The organism is Acinetobacter sp. TR3 (assembly GCF_027105055.1).
Taxonomy (GTDB): Bacteria; Pseudomonadota; Gammaproteobacteria; order Pseudomonadales; family Moraxellaceae; genus Acinetobacter.
In genome coordinates, this window is sequence record NZ_CP114264.1 from 3253456 (window position 1) to 3275859 (window position 22404).

Here is a 22404-nt window from a genome sequence, read left to right on the forward strand (position 1 = left end):
AACTATAAGAACAATTTCCCCTTATGAAAATATTCTTTACCCTTAAATTTTAAAAAGGAAGAATAATTATCATCAATCATGATTCGAAGTGGTGCAGAAAAATACAAATCATCAAAGAATCCCATATCTTTACTTCCAAAGTATTGGAGTTTTCCTTGAGGAAATAAATGGCTTAAATTGGTTGGATGGCGATAGCCTACTTGCTCCATGGCTTGCCAGTACTTAATAATTTCTTTATAGGATTGATATGGGGTATACCACAATGCGCCTTCTGCCCCATAATCCAATTGAATCGGAATAATTAAAAATTTACTCATATCTTTTAATTCTTTAAATCCTATGCGCTGCAACCCGTTTTATATAAGACACCAAACGAGTAAAAAATAAAATTTGCAGAAAAATGGTAAAAGCCGAAACACACCATTCGTACCACATTTCAAATGCTGTTTGCGCTAAACCAAAATATTGATAAATTCCCAATAAAACTAGCCCAAAAACAATTCCAAACACAGTATTTTGCATCAAAATAGGAAAAGACAACGCCGTGACTCGATTTAAGAAATGGACACCTTGATCAGCGCCATTGGCTTGATAAGTCCGTTGAATCCCAATCAGCATAATCAATAGGGTCAACGCAGCTTCAATCCCAATAACTCGAATATCAGAATAAGGGGAATACATACCGTAATAGTACACAGCACTCACCACCAATGCCGCTGCGAGATAATAGTTTTTATAATGTTGTTTACTTAGAGTGTCCTCAGCCAACTCATGTGCTAATGCTTTGGTATTCCAATAATACATCTTTATTTTTTCCAAAAAGTATAATTATTGCTGACAATTTACGTATTTACACCGAAAAGTAAAGTGAATTGATTCAATCAATTACTCATACCTCGCTCGGCTTTCTATACTTAAATTAGACGAATAATCCAGTAAAACCAGCAAAATCGAGTACAATCAATCGAAAAAAGTAAAATTGTAGGTTGTTATGACTTTGGCTACTCCCATCACTGTTATCCGTGGTCGCTTCTTAGATATTCAAAAAACTGTTGCTCAAGCAAATCAAATTGCAGATCAAGTCCGTTATCTCGAAGATGGTGTCATCATCACGGAACAAGGCAAAATTCGCTGGTTTGGCACGTGGAACGATGCTCAAGACCATCTTCCTGCAAACGTTGATATTCAGCATTATCCAGAACAATTGATCATCCCAGGCATGATCGATACGCATATTCACTTTCCACAAACGGAAATGGTCGGTGCTTACGGCGAACAGCTTTTAAGCTGGTTAAACACTTATACTTTCCCAACTGAAATCCAGTTTAAAGACAAAACTTATGCGAGCGAGATCGCCAAGTTTTTTGTGAATGAACTGCTTAAAAATGGCACAACCACTGCACTGGTATTTTGTACGGTTCATCCTGAATCAGTAGATGCTTTATTTGAAGCCGCAGAAAATCATCAGATGCGTCTAATTGCAGGTAAAGTCATGATGGATCGTCATGCACCTGAAGCCCTGTGTGATACCGCAGAGAGCGCCTATGATGATTCTAAGGCACTCATTGAGAAGTGGCATGGTCAAGGTCGTGCTTTATATGCCATCACCCCACGCTTTGCTCCAACCTCTACACATGAACAACTTGAAAGAGCAGGGCAACTCAAAGCTGAATATCCTGATGTTTATGTACATACTCATCTAAGCGAAAATAAAGATGAAATTGCATGGGTCAAAGATCTATTCCCAGTACAAAAGGGTTATTTAGATGTCTATCATCATTATGGCTTAACGGGTCAGCGTTCCGTATTTGCTCACTGCGTTCATTTAGAAGATGCTGAATGGCAATGTATGCATGAGACTGACTCTGCAATTGCGTTCTGCCCAACCTCAAATTTGTTCTTAGGCAGTGGTTTATTCCCATTGAAAAAGACATGGCAGCAACAGGTTAAAGTCGGTTTGGGAACCGATATTGGGGCAGGGACTTCTTTTAGTCTATTGCAAACGGTCAATGAGGCTTACAAAGTACAACAGTTGCAAGCTGACAAATTATCAGCTTACGAATCGCTGTATCATGCGACCTTAGGCGGTGCAAAAGCCTTAGATCTCGATGACAAGCTAGGTAACTTCAATGTGGGTAAAGAAGCTGATTTTGTGGTGTTAAATCTCAAGCCAACAGCATTGCAACAATTACGTCAGTCTCGTGCTAAATCACTTGAAGATAGTCTATTTGCATTATTTACCATGGGGGATGATCGAAATGTCGAGGCAACCTATATCTATGGACAAAAAGCCTATAGTCAAAACTAAAATTTTAAACAAACAAAAGTTTGGATTTTTATTGTTGGCTATTGGATCTGTAGTGCTATTGAAACGTGACAGTACATCTGCTCAAAATGAAACATTTTCTTCACCATCAAAAGGTGCATGAAATCTGATTTTGTTTTAAAATTGCCATATTAGCTCAAGATTACGAGGTGTTGCAGGTCAACACCTTTTTTATTTTCCCTTTTTTAAGTTTTAGGAATCTACCGATGACCATTGCAATGCGCATTATGATTTCGAGCGAAGAGATTCAAGCCAAAGTCAAAGAACTTGGTGAAAAGATCAATGCACACTATGCTCAAAGTGATAAAGAACTGGTATTGATTGGCTTACTGCGTGGCTCAGTCATTTTTATGGCAGATTTATGCCGTTCAATCGAAAAACCACACGAACTCGATTTTATGACCGTGTCTAGCTATGGTGGCGGGACAGTTTCAACCCGCGATGTCAAAATTTTAAAAGACCTTGATGGCGAGATTCACGGTAAAGATGTGCTTGTTGTTGAAGATATTATTGATTCAGGCAATACCTTGAGCAAAGTGGTTGAAATGCTTAAAACACGTAACCCGAATTCAATTGAACTGTGTACTTTGGTGAGTAAACCATCACGCCGTGAAATTGATTTGGACGTAAAATTCTTAGGTTTTGAAGTCGAAGATCGCTTTATTGTTGGTTATGGACTGGATTTTGATCAGAAGTATCGTCACCTTCCTTTTATCGGTGAAATTGGTCTTTAATCACTACATGCTCTAACGATATATAAATTATAAGCTTCATCTTGCGCTGTAATCGAAGCAGCGCATGACTCAGGTGCTAAAAGCGCCTTTTTTATTCTAGCTTGTTAATCAAAACACGATAAAGATTGCACAAAAATACGACATAACTCAGTAATCCACTACAGACAGAGTTAGGCTAAATCTAGCAGGATAATAACAAACAAATACTATGGTAAAACAAGGAGAAAAGGTGATGTGGTCTCTCATTGTAGCGATTGTGGTCGGTTTTTTTGCAGGTTTAATTGCCCGTGCGTTGCATCCTGGTGAAGATAAAGCAGGATTTATTGTTACCACCTTATTAGGGATTGCAGGTTCATTATTAGCAACCTACGGTGGCCGCTTACTTGGATTATATGGTGAAAACTCAGCGGCTGGCTTTATCGCATCCGTCATTGGTGCCATTATTATTTTATTCATCTACAATCTAGTCACCAAGAAAAGTTAGAACAAAATAAATTAAAAATGCCCAAATCATTTTATTACAATGCATTGGGCATTTTTATTTATAAACCGAGTTCTTTCCAAATCATCCGAATGTCTGCAGCACTCCGCCCGCCAACCATTTTCAGGCCATTCCCGAATATCAGCGTTGGCGTTCCTTCTATACCTAATTTTTTCCCTAATTCTAGATTGCGATCAATCGGATTAGCACAGTTTTTTTCTTTAGGCTGTACATTCTTTTGCAATAAATTTTTCCACGCGTAAGCTTGGTTAGGATCACACCAAATCGATTTTGAGACCGTAATCGATTGTGCTTTTAATGGGTAGATAAACGTATAAATGGTGACATCATTGAGCTTATCCAGTTCAGCTTCTAATTTCTTACAATATGGACAATTCGGATCTGAAAAAATAGCGAGCTGCTGTTTGCCATTACCCTTTACCGTTTTTATTGCATCTTTTAAAGGTAATTGTTTCCAGTCAATTGAATTTTGCTTTAGAACCAAGTCCTTGGTCAGATTCTTTTGATCTTTTAAACGAACCATCGAACCAATAAACATATGTTGGGCATTTTCATCCAAATAAATAATCTGATTGTCTAAATTGGCACTATAAAGTCCTGTCATTTCTGTTGCTTGAATATTGCTAACATGAATATTGGGGTATTGCTGATTTAAATTATTTTTTAAGGTTTCTACATTTGCAAAAATCATCGCAGACGTGCAACTCAATAATGAAAATAAAGCGATTCTTTTTAACATGTCTCATACTCAACTCATAATTAGCGCTATTTTAATCAGGCTTATCCTCATAAATTGCACAGCTTACTCAGTCACAACCAAAAGCCAACCAATCATCGTCATGTTTCACGTGGAACATCTGTTTTTTTTAAAGTGGTTTCAAATCACAGATAAAAAAGCTCGTTTTGGTAAAAAAATGACAAAAATTCTCACATTGTATTGATATTCATATAATAAATAAAAATCAAACTAGATCGTTTGGTTTATTTTTGGAATAATTAAAACAGAATCAGCAAGGCAACTTCTGTGTTTTCATTATGCTTGAATAGACAGAGATGAATTACAGAACTTTTGGGGCTTCATTTTAAAGAAATAAGGATATGTTTTCCTTTGCATGATTAGTTTTAACTTCACATCCTCTGACTATGTTCAGTCTTGTCTTAAAATTTAGGTATATCCATGTATAATTCGGAACTATTAGAAGAAGCCAAAACGTTTATGTTTCATATGCTGACCAAAGTGGTCGAATATGGCGGCTCAGATTTATTTATTACAGCAGACTTTCCACCGAGTATAAAATTACAAGGTTTGATGCGTCCGTTGGGACAGCAAATCTTAACAGCAGAAAAAACCAAGCTATTTGCATATAGCCTAATGAATGAAAAACAACGCCAAGAGTTTGAAAACGAATGGGAATGTAATTTCGCAATCAACATTCCTGATGTATCTCGTTTTCGTGTTAATGTATTTAAGCAACAACTACAAATCGGCATGGTCATCCGAACTATTACCTCAGAAATACCCACTTTCCAAAAGCTCAAACTTCCAGAATCTTTGAAAAATGTCATGATGGAAAAACGTGGCTTAGTATTAGTCGTAGGAAGTACGGGGTCAGGTAAATCAACCTCATTAGCGGCAATGATTGATTATCGTAATGAAAATTCGGCGGGGCATATTATTACGGTTGAAGACCCCGTGGAATATGTACACAAGCATAAGAAATCAATGATTACCCACCGAGAAGTAGGTGTAGATTGCCATACTTGGCACCATGCCTTAAAAAACACTTTGCGTCAGGCACCTGATGTAATTCTGATCGGTGAAATCCGTGATACTGAAACCATGGAACATGCGATTGCTTTCGCTGAAACAGGGCATCTGTGTTTAGGGACGCTCCACGCAAACAATGCCAACCAAGCCTTAGATCGAATTATCAACTTCTTTCCAGATGAACGTCGCAATCAATTACTAATGGATCTTTCATCCAATATGAAAGCCATTATTTCTCAACGCTTGGTCCGTACTCAAGATGGTCAAGGTCGTCGTGCAGCCGTAGAGATTCTACTGAATACACCATTAATTGCAGAAAATATTTTAAAAGGTCAATTTCATAATCTTAAAGAAATTATGACTAAATCTCGTGAATTAGGTATGCAAACTTTTGATCAGGCCTTGTTTGATTTATATAACGAAGGTGCAATTAGTTATGATGAAGCGTTACGTAATGCTGACTCATTGAATGAGTTACGCTTACAAATTAAGCTGAAAAGTACTCGTCAAGAAGGTGTTCCAGCCAGTGCAGCAACTTCTTTAAATATGCTGAAAGAAGACTCTGAAGAGCAAGAAATGCAAGGCGTTTAAACATAAAAAAACAGCCTAAATAATAGGAATTATTTAGGCTGTTTTTTAAAAATCTAAAGATTTATATTCAATATTTTAGGAATCAATTGAAAATTTCTTCTTTAAAGCATGCCAATAACGAATCATTTTATTCTTAAAATTTATGATAGTTGCTTTAAAACCGACTTCTTTTTTCGGCTGGTGCTTTAATCTCTCTTGTAAAAGTTTTTCTTTTTCCTGAATTTCAGCAAGTTTACGTTCTTTTGCTTGTTGTTGTTCTTTGACCTTATCAGCTACAGTCTGACCTGTACCTTTGCAAGGTTTGGATTGGAATATAACAGATCCATTCTCTTTACATTGATAGATCTCTGTTTTCGCATAAATAAATGTTGAAAACATACAAAAAAATACAGCCAAAATAAAATAGTTCACGGTATATAACCTAATATTAATTTTAGAATTTAATCAGTTTCTCATCACTAATTTTAAAATATATTAATTTATATTCACAAGATAAATTCAAGCTATATAAGCAAAATAATGAAACGAATTAATAATTTTTAAGTGTATTTAGGCAATTAAACATGCGTAAAAAATCAAAAACCACCATAAGTGATTGTATTTTATTTATTAATTTCAAAAAAAATACATGTTTACTTTTTAGCTGTTACTTATTAATCTAAAAAAATTAATTCTTTATTTGGCATAAAATACGCAATAAATTCTACAAAAAAGCACTAAGAAGATATTCTTAATGCCTATATAAAATTTTAGACTCTTAAAAAATTACTTTCCAATACAGAATGTAATTTAACCAATTAAAATAAATAAAAACAATTACTTAAAAAACTCATATTTTTATTGAGACTAATGTGGGACTAATTATGTCAACGCTAGGCTGTTTTGCGCTGTCATGATTGGCGGCTCAGGTATGGTTATCTTGACCACTGGGGGGAGGGGAAAATTTCAAAATTATTTTATTTAGAAACCGCCCGAATAATCACACTATAACTCTATTGGGATTTTAAGAATTAAAACCACGTTTTACTCTCTCCCTCGCGCGCGCGCGCGTTTTATTGATTATTGTCTGACGGTATAGCGGTTTGCTGTGTTTTTTCGCTCCCATCATTTAATTGAAGCGGAATAGAGTATTTAAAGCTGCTCCTCTATTTAGTGGCTCAGGTGGGATTAGATTTAGAATCTTATCCATTGTGAGTAGCTTAAAGATACTCACTAACTATCTTTGAGCTAGTCACTTGCATGGGTTTCGGTGATTACCGAAACGATAACGTAATCCTAAATTAACTTAGCCGTCCAAGTGGCTGATTAAGTAGCTTGGTTGTTTAGATGCGCTCAAATTTGAGCATATTCCCCCCAGTGGGGTAAATGTTCTTGATCCGCTACTACACTTTAAATGTAGTTAAGGGATAACCTCAATTTTAAGGATAAACATTGTTTTAAACTCTCATCAATGGTGAAAGTTAAGAGATGCCCCACTGAACGAAATTTTTCGCTGTCCGACTTCATAAAACTTCAGTTTCAAAAATACAAAACCTTATAAAACCTAGTATTCAAAGACGCCATGCTGTTAACAATTGTTGATATTCAAAACACTGCACATATTAGTAAATGTTAGTCAAAACCTATCAAAACCTATGGTTATAGACTGCATAAATACTAAGTAATACTAAGTTCACAACCTGATAAAACCTGAAATCATTACGGCATCCTTTGCGGTGCTGCCTGTTATCAATTGTTATGGTTTGAAATACTACAAAATACTACTTTCCACTGGCTGCTCGGACTTGTCAAAACTTGACATTGATAACCTGTCAAAACCTGTTATTCAAAACCGTGTCATTTTTTTTAAAATAGTGTTTTGGGTGCGCACTTCACTGTGAACTTGTTCTTTGCGTACCAACTTATCAGACTGTCAGAACATGAGTTTTCCGTAGTAGTTGCTAAGAAATCCTAAGTAATCCTAAGTTCAAAACATGACAAAACGTTACGTTTAATATTCTTATGGTCATTCCCAGTGTGCTTCATGCTCACCTACACCTTGATGGTGAACTTGCTCAACCGCTTGGGCGGTCAAGTCTGCTTCATGCGCCCTCACACCTGACTTGATTCACTACTTGGTGAATTATGAGAGCATAAGACTATATTTCTTCATTCTCTAATAGGTCGCTAAGCTGTGCCCCAACGATGCGCCTTGTAATGATGATTTCACGGTCTTTTTGTTCTTCTTCCGTTGGTGCTTCGATCAAACTAGCTTCACCATACTTTTTGGGTGCAAGTCTGCTTGTTATGTATTTACGAGCGTCAATCATGAGCTTGGCTTTCTGCACTTCGGCTGGGTCACAAGTGTCTGCAATGTGCTGTATTTCGTCAAAGATGCAATGAGCGTACATTTCTTTAGCTAAAGCATATTGCTTTGCAAACTCTGGATAATCATGTAACCACCGCATCACAGTAGCGACTGAGGGCATATCGACTTGAGAACATATGAATCGGATTGGCTGACCATCAATAACAAGGTCAATTATCTTTTCTGTGATTTCAGCATTGTAGCTTGTTGGTCTGCCGACTGGATTACTCATTATTTTTAACCTCATAAAAAAAGACTATAGGGGGGAGGGTAAAAGTTTTTAGTGGCTCGTTGATAGGACACCGCCCAGTACCACACTCACAAAAAAAATCTGATTTTCAAAAATAAGTTAAAGGTGTCTCAATTAAACAATCCGCTTTATAGCTTCTTTCTGTTCTTTAAACATTGCATTTGCCTGTTTTACTAACTCGTTTATGTTTGATGCTATACCGCCCTTGTAGGCGTTGCGGCTAACTGTTGCCTTGCCTGCTGCCGTTTTCGCACCTGTAGACTTTAACCACGGTTTGACTGCGTTGATTCTGTCTCGTTGTTCTTGGCGGCGTTCTTCTGTCCAGTAGTGTTTATTGCTCATATATGCCTCGCACGTGAGAAATATTTTAATTTAAACAAACAAACTATATTGCCTTAACCTTTCTAGCGGTAATTTTTGCATCTGTAACCGTTGGTATGGCTTGCTTTGGCTGTTGCTCAATAGCAGATTGTGCATGTTGTACTGGTTCGCTTGTTTGCTCACTTTGCGCCGTACCTTGTGGGCTATTGTTTACCTGTTGGTTATTGATTTGTTGATTGTGGGCAATGTTGGCGTGCTTAGCGAATATGACTGGGGGATTCTTGATATTGGACAAGGTTTCCAGTGTTGCCCTGCACTGGCTTTGTGCTTTGAGTGCTAGCCTTAGAAGTTTGTCCATATTCGCCACATATTCTTGCCTGTTAGCTCTTTTTGCCATATCACAAAACACGGCGTTAAGACTTTGCGCCTGTGACATTAAAATACGCTCCGCTAGTAACAAGGGAGTGTCGCTTTGTAGCTGTTCGCTGCTTTGCTGCAATGAGTCAATAATGCCGCCAAGTTCTACACGTTCGCCAAAAAGGTTTCCTTTGAATGAATCAATCACAATGGCGTTGAGTGTTTCGGGATTCTGTAGAAAGTCCTCAATCGCTTTGTCTGAATCGCTTTTTTTTGATTTGATTTTGCCGCCTTTATTTATCGCAACTTCGTTTTGATCTGTTTCGTTGGTCATCTCTGTTCACCTTGTTAAATTTTCAGCGTCTAACACAATCTAATTATTATCGTTACCGTGTAACAGTGTCATTTATGGGGCATTTTTTCACTCTACCTTGATGGAATTAAGATATAAAATTATCTATAAATAACCGTTTAAACCTTGTCATATATACGTTATAGCGTGGTTTTAAGTGTGTTTTTTAAAGGGTGTCGTCAGGGTAATAAGTTAGTGATTGTGAGTTTTTTTTCTGTTTTTTCAGCATTTCAAAATGCCCACTACATAAGATTCTTCGTCTATTGGTTGTATTCCTGTTGACCTTAATAGGATTAGGGTCAATAAAGTCAGGAATGTGGATACACATCGCTTTACGGTTCAGCTTATTTAGAGCCTTGATAGACTTCCAGCGAAAATACAAGAATATACTGCCAACCAAAATGGAAAGAGCAGTAACCCCAATTATGATGTGAATGACATTTGTCATGTTGTTCTCTCGTTTAGCTGTATGTATGTGCCTTTTTAGATGGGACGTGTGGGACTTTTGGGACGTGCATAGATAAGATATTGATTATATATAAAAAACATACGTCCCACTCTATAATAAATACGTCCAAAATATCAGTATGATACTTGGGACACAATGGGACGTATATTAAATGACGTCCCACACGTCCCATCTATGTCCCACATTTAAAAACCATATAATTTAATTAATGTGACGTTATAATATTTATATATAACAATGTATTACATTAAAATATATTGATAACGTCCCACACGTCCCATCTTAAAAACGCTATTTTAGGATTCATCATCAAAGCTGTGCATGACATCAGCCTTAAAGTGCATCATTCTCGGGCGGCTGCCATCGGGTAATTTTCCGCCCATGCGCTTCACTACTCGGTCATCTTCACCCAGTACAAGCCATCCATTCGATTTAAGCACCTTTTTGGCGGTGGCTTCATTGATGCCGATACACATTTCCTGTTTAAACATAGTGCTTGATACAAGGTAAATACGCTCATCAGGGTCATAGTAGCCGACACGGTTGTGAATACGTGGTCTAATCACTTCACCATCAGGATGGCGGATAACGGTTAGGCTTTCAAAACGGCTTGTCCCATGTGCTTCAAAGAATGCCTTGAAATGCTCCAGTATCTTGGTTTCCTCAATGTTTTCGCCGTTGCCCAGTGTGCCTAGCCAAGTATTAAAACATTGCCCTACAGCGTCAAAACTTCGCCCTTGCTGCCATCCCGTGATGCCTGCCTGTGTTGCTAGTTCGCCTGCAACTGCCACCAGTGCAAAACGGCGTAATACTCGCACCGCTTGGCTGTTTTTGGTGGCATGTTTGGCTATGAAGTCATCAAGCATGGATTGTGCTTGTAGCATCAAGTCATCTTTGTTTGCAGTCAGATATTCAAGCCACTTGATGCCTGCATGTCCGTAGTGTTTGGCGGATAGCTCATTGATACGGTTGCCAACATCACTGGAGCTATTGCCATAATTGATACACTCAAGTACCCCGTATCCTTTGCCTGCATCACTGGGAATATGAGCAAAGCGGAGTAATAACCCTGCATCCATTTCGATACCGCCACGTCTTAAATGATCTTCTAAAGCAATTTCACCTGTAGAGGTGTACATCAGATTGAATTGCTTATTTTCTCTATTTCTGCCCGATTTACTGCCCCGTGCTTTACCCTGTGCGCCTGTCAGCATATACACAATATCCGACACGGCTTTCGGGACTGCCTGCCGTAGTTCATCGAGATTGAGATAATTATCATTGCGGAGTTCTGCATCATTTTCTAAAGCGTTGTCAGTAGTGCGCCATGACTTCGACACGTCTTTCGGTCTGCCCCATACGCTACAAGCTGCCTTTGTAATCGTGCTTTTGCCATCGGTTGAAGTACCGTAAATATGAAAGCCGCCGCTTTCTATATCCAGTGGTGTCACCAATTGCCCCGAAAATGCACATGCAAAGGACAATACAGCAAGGGCATGAGGTTCAATCAATCGGCTTAATTCTTGCCATCCCTCAAGCGTTCCCATAGTGCTGTAAGGGTCTTTCATCTCGCTATTGAATAACAGTTGTTCATCGTCTTGGTTGCCATAGGTGCGGTTGGTGGTGACAAAGGTATTGCCATACCATCCAGTACGATCTACACAACGAAAACGCTTCTCGATGGGGTAGTCTTGAATGTAGTTGATGAATACATTTTTCTTGTAGGTCTGACGTGGTGGCATCAATCCATGACTAGCAATCAACTTTAAAGCGTCCTGTGCTTCACCCATGAAATGCTCATAAGGGATAATCAATGTATGCAAAGTACGATCTTTATCATGGAACTGGATAACACGTTTCCAGTTGTCATTTTTTAGGCTTCGAGCTTCTCCCAAAATAATCAAAGCATTTGAAATGAGTATTTTGCTTTGCTTGGTTTCGCCGTTCTCGTCCTGTTTTTCCTTGATCTGATATAAACCGCTTTCCAATACATGCAACCAAGAACCATCATCCATTTTGAACGGTTTGGCTAAATGTCCTTTGGGTGGGGCTTTGGCTTGTTCAACTGCCACCTGAATCATGCTATCCAGTTCATCTTGCGACATAGCAAAATTAGGCGGTTCAGGAATAAATGCTATTTTGACATCGAGGTCAGTATAACGGCGTTGTATGTCGTCCTGTTGATGGACTGGGGCAATCACATATAGATCAGGATGTGCTTTCATTAATGCCTTGAGGGTATAGGCTTTGATCTTGCTATCACTATATGGCGCATAGACTGGATATGTCGTTTTAAATGCAAGGTGAATATCATCAGTCACAATCAAAGGTAATTCGTTTAACTTTGACCGATTGAAATACAAGCCACCACGACCAAAAACAATATCCTTGAATCCCTCAATCGTTGGATTGGTAAATACTGCTCCAGTCGGTTGTAGGTTTTCGTCAAAAAGATCAAATACCGCCAAACCATATAGGGCATTCTTCTCTGCAAAACCGTACTGGGTGGCGTTCTCAATCACTGAACGGCGGATTTCTACAGGACAACCGCCCATCATTTTAACCATTGCACCGTGTAGCGGATTGTTGTTAAATAATGGAACTGTATATTCTTCAAGTGCTTCGACAATTGAATCGCTTGCATCATTGCCCACTCGCTCAAGTGGGCTTTGTTGTTTCTGAGGGGTAGCATTTGATAAACCGACTGCAACATCATAGATATTATCAGTCATGGGTTGGTTGTCGGCTTGAGTTGCGGATCTAAAATCTATTTCGCTCATGCTGCCACCTACTGCACACGGTTAAAATTAGAGTTCGGATTAATCAAAACCCCATCATTTGATAAACCGACCTTTTGGCGGTTATCCATCATCTGCAATAAACGCTGTTCTGCTTCTTCAAAACTGATGCCAAAATGTTTGGCAATGTCCTCTAGGCGGTACATAGGTTCGCCCTCATCGGTGTAACCACTTGGCGGTGGTAATAGGTTTAATTCCTTAGCCTTTTGGTGCATTTCTTCTTTGATATGCTCAGGCGTGTAGTGCATTGTTAAAATGAATGCCTGCTCAGTGATGGGGTGGTGTTCCCCATACTGCTCAAGCATTGCTTTGTAGTGGTCAAAGGCTTTAAAAAATTCAGGGTCTACATACTCAATCATGGTGTAACCCCTCAAAAGCAATCTGCAAATTTGCTTTGCATGTTTGGATACGCTTGGCGTTTAAATGCTTTTCATGCTTACGGCGGTGCATACCTAAGCTGTGAAATGTGCCTTTGTCCTTTGATACCTTTTCTTGCATACAAAGGCGGTTAAGTTCCTCATAAGCGGTTTGTCGTGCGTGTGGTGAACTGTATTCACCTGTCTTTCTAAGTATTGGCAAAACTTCTGCAAATACCCAGTTTTGGAAATTAATCGCTTCGGGTTTGTTTGATCTAAAAATGACACGGTATAGATTTGGTTCACTGATAAAAATCAGTTTTTGATTTCCGCCATTAGTAGGGATGTGGCAATCCGCCACACCCTTTGGGTCAAGTTCACGAAATAGGCGTGATGTACGGCTTATGTCTAAAGCTTTGTATACATCCGCCAAACAAAATAAAGGTTCGCCGTTGTCATCTAAAACAATACGAACGCAACTGGATTTAAAATCGAAATGGGTTAAGGCGTTCATGCTGCCACCTCTTTTAATTCGTATCGGGCATGTGTGCCTTTGCTGTTTAGGTTCTTTTCGTTATGGGTCACGATTTCAAAACCTTGCTTTCTTAATCGGTCAATGACAGCCGAAAGGCGGTAGCAGTCGCATAGCTCTATGGCTTCGGCTTGGCTTATGGTTTTGCCTTGTTGGAGGTGGTCTAGGATGGTTTGGTCTTGAGTAGTTTTGTTCATGTTATGCCCCCATCGTTGCAATGGTGGCTTTGTGCTGTGCAATACGATTAGCAATCCACTGGTCAACTTCTGATTCAATCCAAGCGACACGGCGTTCGGACAGATTCAAGCATTGTGGAAATTCACCATTTTTCATCATGGCGTAAATAGATGACGCACCAAGTCCAGTTTTGGTTTGGACTTCTTTGCGGCGGATTAAGCGGACGTTTTCGTTTTGCTGTTCTTTAGATAAATTCATCTAAACGTTCTCCAGTATGGATACGCCTAGACACAAAATAGGAAATAGAAAGTAATTAAGAGGGAAAAACTAATTATTATCAGACAGATAAAGCTATTCAATAGATTCAATCGCAAACAATAGTGTTTAGCTAGGTAAACAATCTGTTTGCATCAATTAATAACTATAGTTATAGTTTCATCTATAGGGTAAGCTCGCTTACCCATATCGGAGTACCGATAAAACTTGTTTTTTAACTGTCTTACATTTCCAAAAGTTCCTTTATTTCTGTGTCGGCTAGGACTATTTAATTTAAGAGCTTCAACATTTGCATAGCAGTTTTAAGACATCGACACGAAAGAATTGGCGTTCCGCCGTGTCACCAAAAGAGTTAAGAATTGGCGTTCTTAGCTCTTTTTTATTGTCCGCTTTCTACATAGCAAAGGCTTAGACTCAACGATTGTTTAAATAGTTTATGTTTTAGATGCAGTCGGTTGGGAGTAAGTCAGTATTTAATATTTCATTCATCAGTATATTCACTTAGTCTATTCGTCAGTTTGATCTATCAATTTCACTTTGCCCCAATCTTTTAGGCTGTACTTTCAAACTTCACTATCTGTATACCCACTGCCTGCATTTGAATTTGTTACAGCTCAATGAATAAATTAATCTTAATTGAGTTTTGTATAAATGGCTACCTCTCTACTGTTTAGTAAATCGCTAACTGCGCTAAATCTTGTCGTCCAATATCATTAATGCACTGTTTTGAAACGGACTTAAACGGATTGAAACGGACTTAAACGGACACATCCTATCTATTTGACTTGATTAAATAAGCTATAACAAAAATATAAGTAAACTTATATAAGTTGTTCACTTTAATGAATATTTTATTCAAATTAGAATAATATTGTTATCATGTGATTGATTACAACTCGTTACAAATATATCCTGTTTTAGGCTTAATTCCCTCGAATTCGAGGGAGTTAAAATCAAGATTTTTTGCGTGGTTGCTGCTTAGCGATTTGTTCTACGTCCTTAATAGCTTCTTCAAAATGCCGATCTACAGGCGTTTGATAATCAATGTATTGCTGTTTATAAAGTGCATATTCTGACTTGGCTTTATTTTCAGCTTGTTGGTGTGAAATCTTGCCATAATGGTCTAATACTTCACGACCATTAAAACTTAAAAACTGATCAAGCTTTGCTAACCAATCTTTCATATACATTTGAATGCCATTCATTGCCTGCATTTCAGCAAAGTCTAGGTACATGGTCACAATACGGTTAAGTAGGTCTATTTCTTTTTCATCTAAATAATTTTTTGCTATAGCAATGTCTTTGGACTTAGGATGTCCCGAGCCACTAAAACTAGTCATTCCCATGTTTGGTTTTGTACCGTCTACACGGTTAAAAACTACTTCGGCTGCTGTATGCCCATGTGCTGCCCAGTGCATTTTATTTTGCACGGTTTGAAAGAATTTTAAAGATTCTGCTGCTTTATGGTCATAATCAACACTAGTAGCATAAATGTCTAAAACCTTTCGATAAAACATCTTTTCCGATGCTCGAATGTCTCTAATACGTGCAAGTAATTCATCAAAATACTGGTTATTTCCGCCGTTTTTAAGCCTTGCATCATCCATTGCAAAACCTTTGACAATGTACTCACGCAATACCTTTGTTGCCCATATACGGAACTGTGTACCACGATTAGACTTAACTCGATAACCAACGGAAATAATGACGTCTAAATTATAATGCTGTGTATCATAGCTTTTACCATCACTAGCAGTTATCCGAAATTTTCGGATAACTGAATTTTGATCAAGTTCACCCTCATCAAAGACATTTTTAATATGGTCGCTAATGGTTCTAACGTCTTTCTGAAACATCTCAGCCATTTGTTTTTGGGTTAGCCATATTGTTTCATCTAACAATCGGACATCAATTTTTAACTCACCATCTTCGGAGACATATAAAATAAATTCACCAGTATTTGTACTTGTCATAAGCTACTCCAAAATTATTATTTAACTGCTTTTACGCTGCTTTACTTCATTAAAAAATATGAGATTCGGTTCATAAATCACACTAAATACAAAATCACTCCATTTCTGCATCATCTTGATTCGTTCCTCTGCATACTCTGCCTTGTTATATACGCCACGTACTCCAGTCGCCGTGTGGTTTAAGCATTTCTCAATTGCATCACGGTTAAAACCTTGTTCATTTAAATGTGTGCTTGCTGTGCGGCGTAGATCGTGAATCGTGAAGTTAGGAATATCGGTTAATGCCAGTGCTGTCTTTTGCGCTGTGTTAAATGCGTTTGCACTGATATGTGTGCCACGTTGACGACCAACAAAGACATAAGGTTCACCGCCTGCAATGGTCTTTAATTCCTTGAATATCTCAATCACTTGGCTAGACATATACACGACCATTTCACGGCTATGTCCAGTCTTGCTATCTGCTTTAGTTTCGGGGATTAGCCATATCTTTTGATCAAAGTCGATATGCTCCCACTTAGCCCTCAATAGCTCGGACTTTCTAACCAATGTCAGCAATGACAGCAACAAGCCTAATTTGCGTGACTTATAGATACGTGAATCGAGTAGAGTAGTGTAGTAGGTACGGATTTCTCCAGTAGACAGATAGCGGTCTCTAGGTTTGGCTTTGAATACATGACGTGTTGGTATAGCTAAAACAGGGTTATGCGGAACTAATCCAAGCGTCACTGCATAATCAAACATACGCTTTAATAAACCTCTGACTTGGTTAGCTGCTGCATCATATCCCTGTTCTTTTTTGCGCCATATCGTGCGGCGTATATCATCTATACCAATGTCTTTCATAGCGATATGCCCTAGCATGGGATAAATGTCATTATTGAGATACATCAGCATTGATTCAGGGTTTGCACGATCTTTTAGTATCACTTCTTTGGTGTAGCGTTCGCCGTAGTCTCGAAATAGTATCGTTTCAAGCTGTCCTTGTTGTTCTTTGATTTTTTGCTGTTGTGGTGAGATACCTTTAGCAACTTGGTTTGCTGCTTCATCTCGTGCCTGCCTAGCATCTTTAAGAGATAGATCAGGATAGCGACCAAGTGTTAGCTTTTCTTGCTTAGCGTTGAAAGTGTAGCGATATGCCCATGTTTTGCGTCCAGTCGGTCTAATCTCTAGGAATAGTCCATTATTCGACTTGTCTTTTGCTGTATAGATTTTTTCCTGTGGTTTCAGGTTTAGAACTTCCCGATCTGTACCAAAGGTATAACCATTGTCTGTGGGCATATATTTAGTCTCAAAATTACATTTATCCTAATCTCAATCTAAAGATACTACATCGAGACTAAAAAAATCATAGCACTGTATGAATGTATTGAATACTATTGAACAACTAAAAGGCATTAAAAAAGCACTAAGCCACTATAACTTAATGCTTTATATATTCTCTTTAAAACACACTGGAACTTATTGAACAATACCAAAATATGAAATTACTTTCCAATACAGAACGAACCAAAAATCTTTCCGAGTAAATCATCGGCACTGAAATCACCAGTGATTTCGCCCAACGCATTTTGAGCCAGTCGCAATGATTCAGCTACCAGTTCACCTGCATTGAACACAACTAACTGCTCACGTGCTTCTGCAAGATAACGCTGAGTACGCTTCATTGCATCTAAATGACGTGTTCGGGCGATAAAGGTGTCTTCCTCAGGTTGGAAGCCCGCATGCGTTGTAATCGCCTCTATGAGCGCCTGAACACCCATATCTTGTTTTGCGGAGACACTGATATGACGGAAGCCTTGATAATCACTTAATGTGGCATCTTGCCCCGTTAAATCGCATTTATTGCCAATCAATAGCAACCTTTTGGGTTCTAAATGATCAGCAAAATACTCATGTGCAAGCTCCAATGGTTCATCACCTTGATTCAAGTCATACACCAACAGCAATAAATCTGCCTGTTCGATTTCCTTGATTGCACGACGAATCCCTTCTTGCTCAACGATATCGCCAGTTTCACGCAAACCTGCAGTATCAGTTAGGGTTATCGGCAAGCCATTTAAACTGATCTTTTCATGTAGTACATCACGAGTAGTACCTGCAATATCAGTCACAATGGCACGCTCATGGCCTGCGAGCGCGTTCAACAGGCTGGATTTACCTGCATTTGGCTTACCCGCAATCACCACCTGTAAACCTTCACGCAATAGCTGTCCTTGACGAGCAGACTGCTGTACCGCTTGAACTGAGTCCTGTACCTCATCCAACAAAGCCAGAATCTTGCCATCGGCAAGGAAATCAATTTCTTCTTCAGGGAAATCAATCGCCGCTTCGACATGCAAACGCAAGTGAATTAGTTTTTCTAAAACTGTATTAATTTTGGTTGAAAATGCACCTTGTAAGGATCGAACTGCAGAACGAGCTGCTGCTTGTGAAGTGGCATCAATCAAATCGGCAATTGCTTCTGCTTGCACCAAATCCATTTTGCCATTTTCAAAAGCACGCATAGAAAATTCACCTGCTTTTGCAGCAGTCGCACCCAAGTCAAGTAAACGTGCTAATAACGCATTCTGAATCACAGGACCACCATGCCCTTGTAACTCCACCACATCTTCACCCGTAAACGAATGTGGGTTAGGGAAACATAATACGATCCCTTCATCCATCACCGAGCCATCGGCATCACAAAACTGACGGAAGCCTGCCATTCGTGCAGCAGGTAATTGTTTTTGGGTCAACTGTTCAGCAATGGCATAAGCTTTAGGGCCAGAAAGTCGAATCACGCCCACACCACCACGACCTAATGGGGTAGCAATCGCAGCAATTGTGGTTTGATGTTGCATGTTAAATTCACCTAAAAAACACAAGGGTTATGAAACAGGAACCCTAAATACAGACAAAGAAAAATCCGCCTAAGATTACCATCTTAAGCGGATTTATTCAGTAAAAGTTCGAACTTAAGCGCTCGGCTCAACTTTGTTGAGACGGTCTTTTTCGACACCTTTGTTAATAAACCATTGTTGCAAAATGGTAATACTATTGTTGACGATCCAGTAAAGCACGAGGCCTGCAGGGAAGAACAACATGAATACCGTAAACATAATTGGCATGATACGGAATACTTTGGCTTGCATTGGATCAGTTGGTTGAGGGTTCAACATTTGCTGAACGAACATGGTCACACCCATGATCAACGGCAAGATAAACCATGGATCCATCGCAGATAAATCTTGAATCCAACCTAACCACGGTGCATGACGGAGTTCAACAGATTCCATCAATACCCAATACAAGGCTAAGAAAATTGGCATTTGTAATAGCAATGGCAAGCAACCAGACAATGGGTTAACTTGTTCACGCTTATAAAGTGCCATCATTTCTTGAGAGAAACGCATGCGGTCTTCGCCAAATTCTTCTTTCATGCGTTGCATTTCTGGTGCAATCACACGCATTTTCGCCATCGAACGATAACTTTTTGAAGAAAGTGGCCATAAAATCAACTTCACTAAGATCGTCAATAAGATAATTGACCATCCCCAGTTACCGATAATGTTATGGAAAAATTGCAAGCCCAAGAACAATAATTTAGCGATCGGCCATAACCAACCATAGTCTACAGTTTGGTTTAAACCAGCAGCTAAATCTTTAAGTTCAGATTGAACTTTTGGACCGGCATACAATTTTGCGTCTACTTCCATTGAAGTACCAGCAGGGACATTGATCACAGGAGAGGTAAAGCCCATGATATTCATTTTATCATTAGACTGACGTGATTCTAATTTCGCAGCATAAGGCTGACCATCAGCCTGAGTCAGTTTTAAATTCCCAGGAATCCAAGCACTGACAAAATAATGCTGAACCATGGCAACCCAGCCACCTTTGGCTTCAACATTTAATTTTTCGTCATTAAAATTGGCAAATTTTAACTTGTTATAATGCGCTTCTGGTGTACCCCAAGCGCCACCAAGATAAGTACCTAAGGTGAAAATACCTTGTGAAGACTTGCCTGGATCATCCGAATTATCACGCTTTAACTGACCAAACATTTGACCTTGCCAGTTTTGCTGACTACGGTTAATAACTTGATGTTTAACGGTAATTGGGTAATCGCCTTGCGTGAAGGTGAACGACTTGATCACTTCCACACCTTCAGGTGTTTTAAATACCAACGGCACAGTCAACACTTGATGTGTTTTACCATCTTTCGACGCTACACTTTTCGCATCTGCCAAGGTGTATGCTGTTTTCTCAACATCATACATTGGACGGCCGCCACGGCTGCTATCTGGCCCATTTAAACCAATCAACCCCGATTGAGCGACGTAGGTACGTTTCGCATCACTTTCCAGCATGACAAACGGTTTATCGCTGTCTTTGCTTTCATCATGGCTTAACAATTCAATACGGACGATATCACCACCTTTTGGATTGATCCAAAGGTGATAAAGGTCAGTTTGTACTGAAATCAGTTGCTGACTCACAGATGTATTATGTTCTGTGGTTTGTGATGCAGTCACATTTGCTTGTGGCAAGTCTGAAGCCGCTGTTGCATTTTGAGCGTTTGGCAAATCTGCAGATACTTCATGTGCAGTCACAGCCGCCGCTTGTTGTTGCGGTGCCGGTGCAGCATGACCATAATCTTTTTGCCAAGCCAAAATAAGCAAATATGCGGTAACAAACATGGCTCCAAGAATTGCAAATCTGGCCCATTGTTGCATATCTATAATCCCAAATGGTTAGAGAGATTTTGCTTGAATAAACGATCACGAAAGGGTACAGCAACGTGATGCATTTGAGAATCTATTTGATGAAACGAAATAAAACGAAGTGCTTTGCGTGGTACTGGATCGTAGCCTGAGCCGCCCCAAGGATGACAACGGCAAATTCGTTTAGTCGATAACCAGACACCTTTGACCGTACCATGTGTTTGCAATGCTTCAATCGCATATTGCGAGCAAGTAGGAATATAGCGACAACGAGGACCCAATAATGGACTAATAGCAATCTGGTAACATCTTATCAACCAATGTAGTAATCGTACCATTGGAGATCTCTAATTTTGTGAGGATGTTATAACAGCTTTTGAATGCTTTTTTGCTAAGCGTTGTAATTTTTGCCAAGCAAACTCTAATTGTTGATGTAATTCTTGATTTGCGATTGCTTCTATACCAACTTTAGGCATTACCACAATATCGATATCAGCATTAAATTGCACTTTGTGTAAGCGAAAGCTCTCCCGAGCAAGACGTTTTATTCGATTTCGTTCATGAGCACGACGCACTTTCTTTTTAGCAACGACAATACCCAAACGGCTATTTGGCTGTTCGGTTAATTTTGCTAAAAAAAGGAAATGGGGCTGGTGCACTTTAAAAAGTGCACCATCAAATACACTTTTGTAATCAGCGGCACAACGAATACGAGATTCAATGCCGAAACTGTAAAGTGCCATCACCCAAATCTGGTCAGCTTAACAGTATTAAACAGTTAAGCTATGACGACCTTTTGCACGACGACGAGCTAAAACTTGACGACCTGCTTTAGTAGCCATACGAGCGCGGAAACCATGAACGCGTTTACGCTTTAATTCAGATGGTTGGAAAGTACGTTTCATATCGAAACTCCCAAAATGATCTTTCTATAAAGGTCCGCGATTTTATTGTGCAATGTTTACGCTGTCAATGGAAAATCAAAAACTTTACATTTTGTTTGTTCTGTTTTGAAGCAATAAGACACCTAGTAAATATCTCACATAATGGAAAACAAAAAATATACACAAGCTATCTCTTTATATTATATCAATATTCAACTATATTCACAGCTTACATACAGGCTTATCAACAACTAAGATTCTAATTTAAATTTAATTCTTGGATTTTGAATTTAAATTTCGATATGCTTAGTTATCCACAATCCAATCCAGCTCTATAAGTAAATTCAAATTTTAAAATTTAAATTTATTCTTATTAGTGTGCATTTTTTCTGTGGAAATTTCTATTTTTGTATGATTAAACATGGATTTACTTTGTGGATAACCATGTTTTTATTAATTTTATAAATTGTGGATAACTTTAAAGTTAAAACTATCCACAGCTTGTGCAAAAAGTTATACACAAGTGGTTTTAAATTTAAATTTATAATCAAATGCTTTCTTTTTCGGCAAAAGTCTCATAAATTTGCCTGACAGATGTGGATAACTTGGTTAGAATGGCGACCCCTTCGAAAGATGGGGTTGGTGGTTTCTTTATTTTTGAATTTAAAATGGATATTAGGGGATGCAC

The 22404-nt window shown here is 38.8% G+C and carries 23 protein-coding genes; 4 read left to right on the plus strand and 19 right to left on the minus strand.

The genetic code is table 11. The annotated features are described in order from the left end of the window. Positions 1–2: 2 nt before the first annotated feature. Together O1449_RS15620 and O1449_RS15625 are read right to left on the minus strand one after the other, a co-directional pair. Positions 3–317 (minus strand): hypothetical protein, encoded by a 315-nt coding sequence (locus O1449_RS15620; RefSeq protein WP_269238787.1) that lies wholly within the window; start codon positions 315–317, stop codon positions 3–5. A gap of 13 nt (positions 318–330) precedes the next feature. Beyond that, entirely contained in the window at positions 331–804 is a 474-nt protein-coding gene (locus O1449_RS15625) for a hypothetical protein (protein ID WP_269238788.1), read from the minus strand. A gap of 187 nt (positions 805–991) precedes the next feature. On the opposite strand from O1449_RS15625, the gene guaD reads away from it, so the two are divergent. The 3 genes from guaD to O1449_RS15640 all read left to right on the plus strand — a co-directional run bounded on the left by guaD (position 992) and on the right by O1449_RS15640 (position 3544). Continuing rightward, positions 992–2308 (plus strand): guanine deaminase, encoded by a 1317-nt coding sequence (gene guaD, locus O1449_RS15630; RefSeq protein WP_269238789.1) that lies wholly within the window; start codon positions 992–994, stop codon positions 2306–2308. Between the two features lie 224 nt (positions 2309–2532). Continuing rightward, on the plus strand, positions 2533–3060 hold the full coding sequence (hpt, locus tag O1449_RS15635) for a hypoxanthine phosphoribosyltransferase (protein ID WP_018679859.1): 528 nt from the start codon (positions 2533–2535) through the stop codon (positions 3058–3060). Between the two features lie 232 nt (positions 3061–3292). Then, positions 3293–3544, plus strand: coding sequence for a GlsB/YeaQ/YmgE family stress response membrane protein (locus O1449_RS15640; protein ID WP_004660536.1), 252 nt, complete (start codon positions 3293–3295; stop codon positions 3542–3544). 58 nt (positions 3545–3602) lie between these two features. Here O1449_RS15640 and O1449_RS15645 read toward each other — a convergent pair whose 3' ends face one another. Beyond that, positions 3603–4301: a DsbC family protein gene (locus tag O1449_RS15645; RefSeq protein ID WP_269238790.1), complete on the minus strand. Its 699-nt coding sequence runs from the start codon at positions 4299–4301 to the stop codon at positions 3603–3605. Between the two features lie 438 nt (positions 4302–4739). Between O1449_RS15645 and O1449_RS15650 the strand changes: the two genes are divergently transcribed. Continuing rightward, positions 4740–5921 carry a PilT/PilU family type 4a pilus ATPase gene (locus O1449_RS15650; protein WP_269229228.1) on the plus strand — a complete coding sequence of 394 codons (1182 nt, stop codon included), beginning with the start codon at positions 4740–4742 and terminating at the stop codon, positions 5919–5921. A gap of 75 nt (positions 5922–5996) precedes the next feature. On the opposite strand, the gene O1449_RS15655 is transcribed toward O1449_RS15650, so the two are convergent. The 16 genes from O1449_RS15655 to rpmH form a co-directional block, all read right to left on the minus strand. Beyond that, positions 5997–6332 (minus strand): hypothetical protein, encoded by a 336-nt coding sequence (locus tag O1449_RS15655; RefSeq protein ID WP_004660542.1) that lies wholly within the window; start codon positions 6330–6332, stop codon positions 5997–5999. A gap of 1727 nt (positions 6333–8059) precedes the next feature. Then, complete coding sequence (locus tag O1449_RS15660) at positions 8060–8500, minus strand: hypothetical protein (protein WP_005158876.1); 441 nt, start codon at positions 8498–8500, stop codon at positions 8060–8062. A gap of 132 nt (positions 8501–8632) precedes the next feature. Then, positions 8633–8860 carry a hypothetical protein gene (locus O1449_RS15665; protein ID WP_151835370.1) on the minus strand — a complete coding sequence of 76 codons (228 nt, stop codon included), beginning with the start codon at positions 8858–8860 and terminating at the stop codon, positions 8633–8635. Positions 8861–8903: 43 nt separating this feature from the next. Beyond that, complete coding sequence (locus O1449_RS15670) at positions 8904–9530, minus strand: hypothetical protein (protein WP_269229229.1); 627 nt, start codon at positions 9528–9530, stop codon at positions 8904–8906. Positions 9531–10313: 783 nt separating this feature from the next. Further along, positions 10314–12749: a DUF927 domain-containing protein gene (locus O1449_RS15675; RefSeq protein WP_269239724.1), complete on the minus strand. Its 2436-nt coding sequence runs from the start codon at positions 12747–12749 to the stop codon at positions 10314–10316. Positions 12750–12805: 56 nt separating this feature from the next. Beyond that, the gene (locus O1449_RS15680) at positions 12806–13174 is read right to left on the minus strand and encodes a hypothetical protein (protein ID WP_269238791.1); all 369 of its coding nucleotides are present in this window, start codon (positions 13172–13174) and stop codon (positions 12806–12808) included. Beyond that, the gene (locus tag O1449_RS15685) at positions 13167–13685 is read right to left on the minus strand and encodes a BRO-N domain-containing protein (RefSeq protein ID WP_269238792.1); all 519 of its coding nucleotides are present in this window, start codon (positions 13683–13685) and stop codon (positions 13167–13169) included. Before O1449_RS15685 ends, O1449_RS15680 begins: the two co-directional genes overlap by 8 nt. Continuing rightward, entirely contained in the window at positions 13682–13900 is a 219-nt protein-coding gene (locus tag O1449_RS15690) for a helix-turn-helix domain-containing protein (RefSeq protein WP_034602643.1), read from the minus strand. The genes O1449_RS15685 and O1449_RS15690 overlap by 4 nt, the downstream gene beginning before the upstream one ends. A gap of 1 nt (position 13901) precedes the next feature. Then, complete coding sequence (locus tag O1449_RS15695) at positions 13902–14138, minus strand: helix-turn-helix transcriptional regulator (RefSeq protein ID WP_005158892.1); 237 nt, start codon at positions 14136–14138, stop codon at positions 13902–13904. Between the two features lie 971 nt (positions 14139–15109). Beyond that, on the minus strand, positions 15110–16129 hold the full coding sequence (locus tag O1449_RS15700; RefSeq protein ID WP_005158893.1) for a virulence RhuM family protein: 1020 nt from the start codon (positions 16127–16129) through the stop codon (positions 15110–15112). 21 nt (positions 16130–16150) lie between these two features. Next, positions 16151–17407, minus strand: coding sequence for a tyrosine-type recombinase/integrase (locus O1449_RS15705; protein ID WP_005158899.1), 1257 nt, complete (start codon positions 17405–17407; stop codon positions 16151–16153). A 206-nt stretch (positions 17408–17613) separates the two neighbouring features. Then, positions 17614–18969 carry a tRNA uridine-5-carboxymethylaminomethyl(34) synthesis GTPase MnmE gene (gene mnmE / locus O1449_RS15710; RefSeq protein WP_269238793.1) on the minus strand — a complete coding sequence of 452 codons (1356 nt, stop codon included), beginning with the start codon at positions 18967–18969 and terminating at the stop codon, positions 17614–17616. A 114-nt stretch (positions 18970–19083) separates the two neighbouring features. Beyond that, on the minus strand, positions 19084–20844 hold the full coding sequence (gene yidC / locus O1449_RS15715; protein WP_269238794.1) for a membrane protein insertase YidC: 1761 nt from the start codon (positions 20842–20844) through the stop codon (positions 19084–19086). A 2-nt stretch (positions 20845–20846) separates the two neighbouring features. Further along, positions 20847–21170, minus strand: a complete 324-nt coding sequence (gene yidD / locus O1449_RS15720; protein ID WP_269229233.1) for a membrane protein insertion efficiency factor YidD — start codon at positions 21168–21170, stop codon at positions 20847–20849. 9 nt (positions 21171–21179) lie between these two features. Beyond that, positions 21180–21575 (minus strand): ribonuclease P protein component, encoded by a 396-nt coding sequence (gene rnpA, locus O1449_RS15725; RefSeq protein ID WP_004675434.1) that lies wholly within the window; start codon positions 21573–21575, stop codon positions 21180–21182. Between the two features lie 27 nt (positions 21576–21602). Next, positions 21603–21737: a 50S ribosomal protein L34 gene (gene rpmH / locus O1449_RS15730; protein WP_000831329.1), complete on the minus strand. Its 135-nt coding sequence runs from the start codon at positions 21735–21737 to the stop codon at positions 21603–21605. Positions 21738–22404 lie beyond the last annotated feature (667 nt).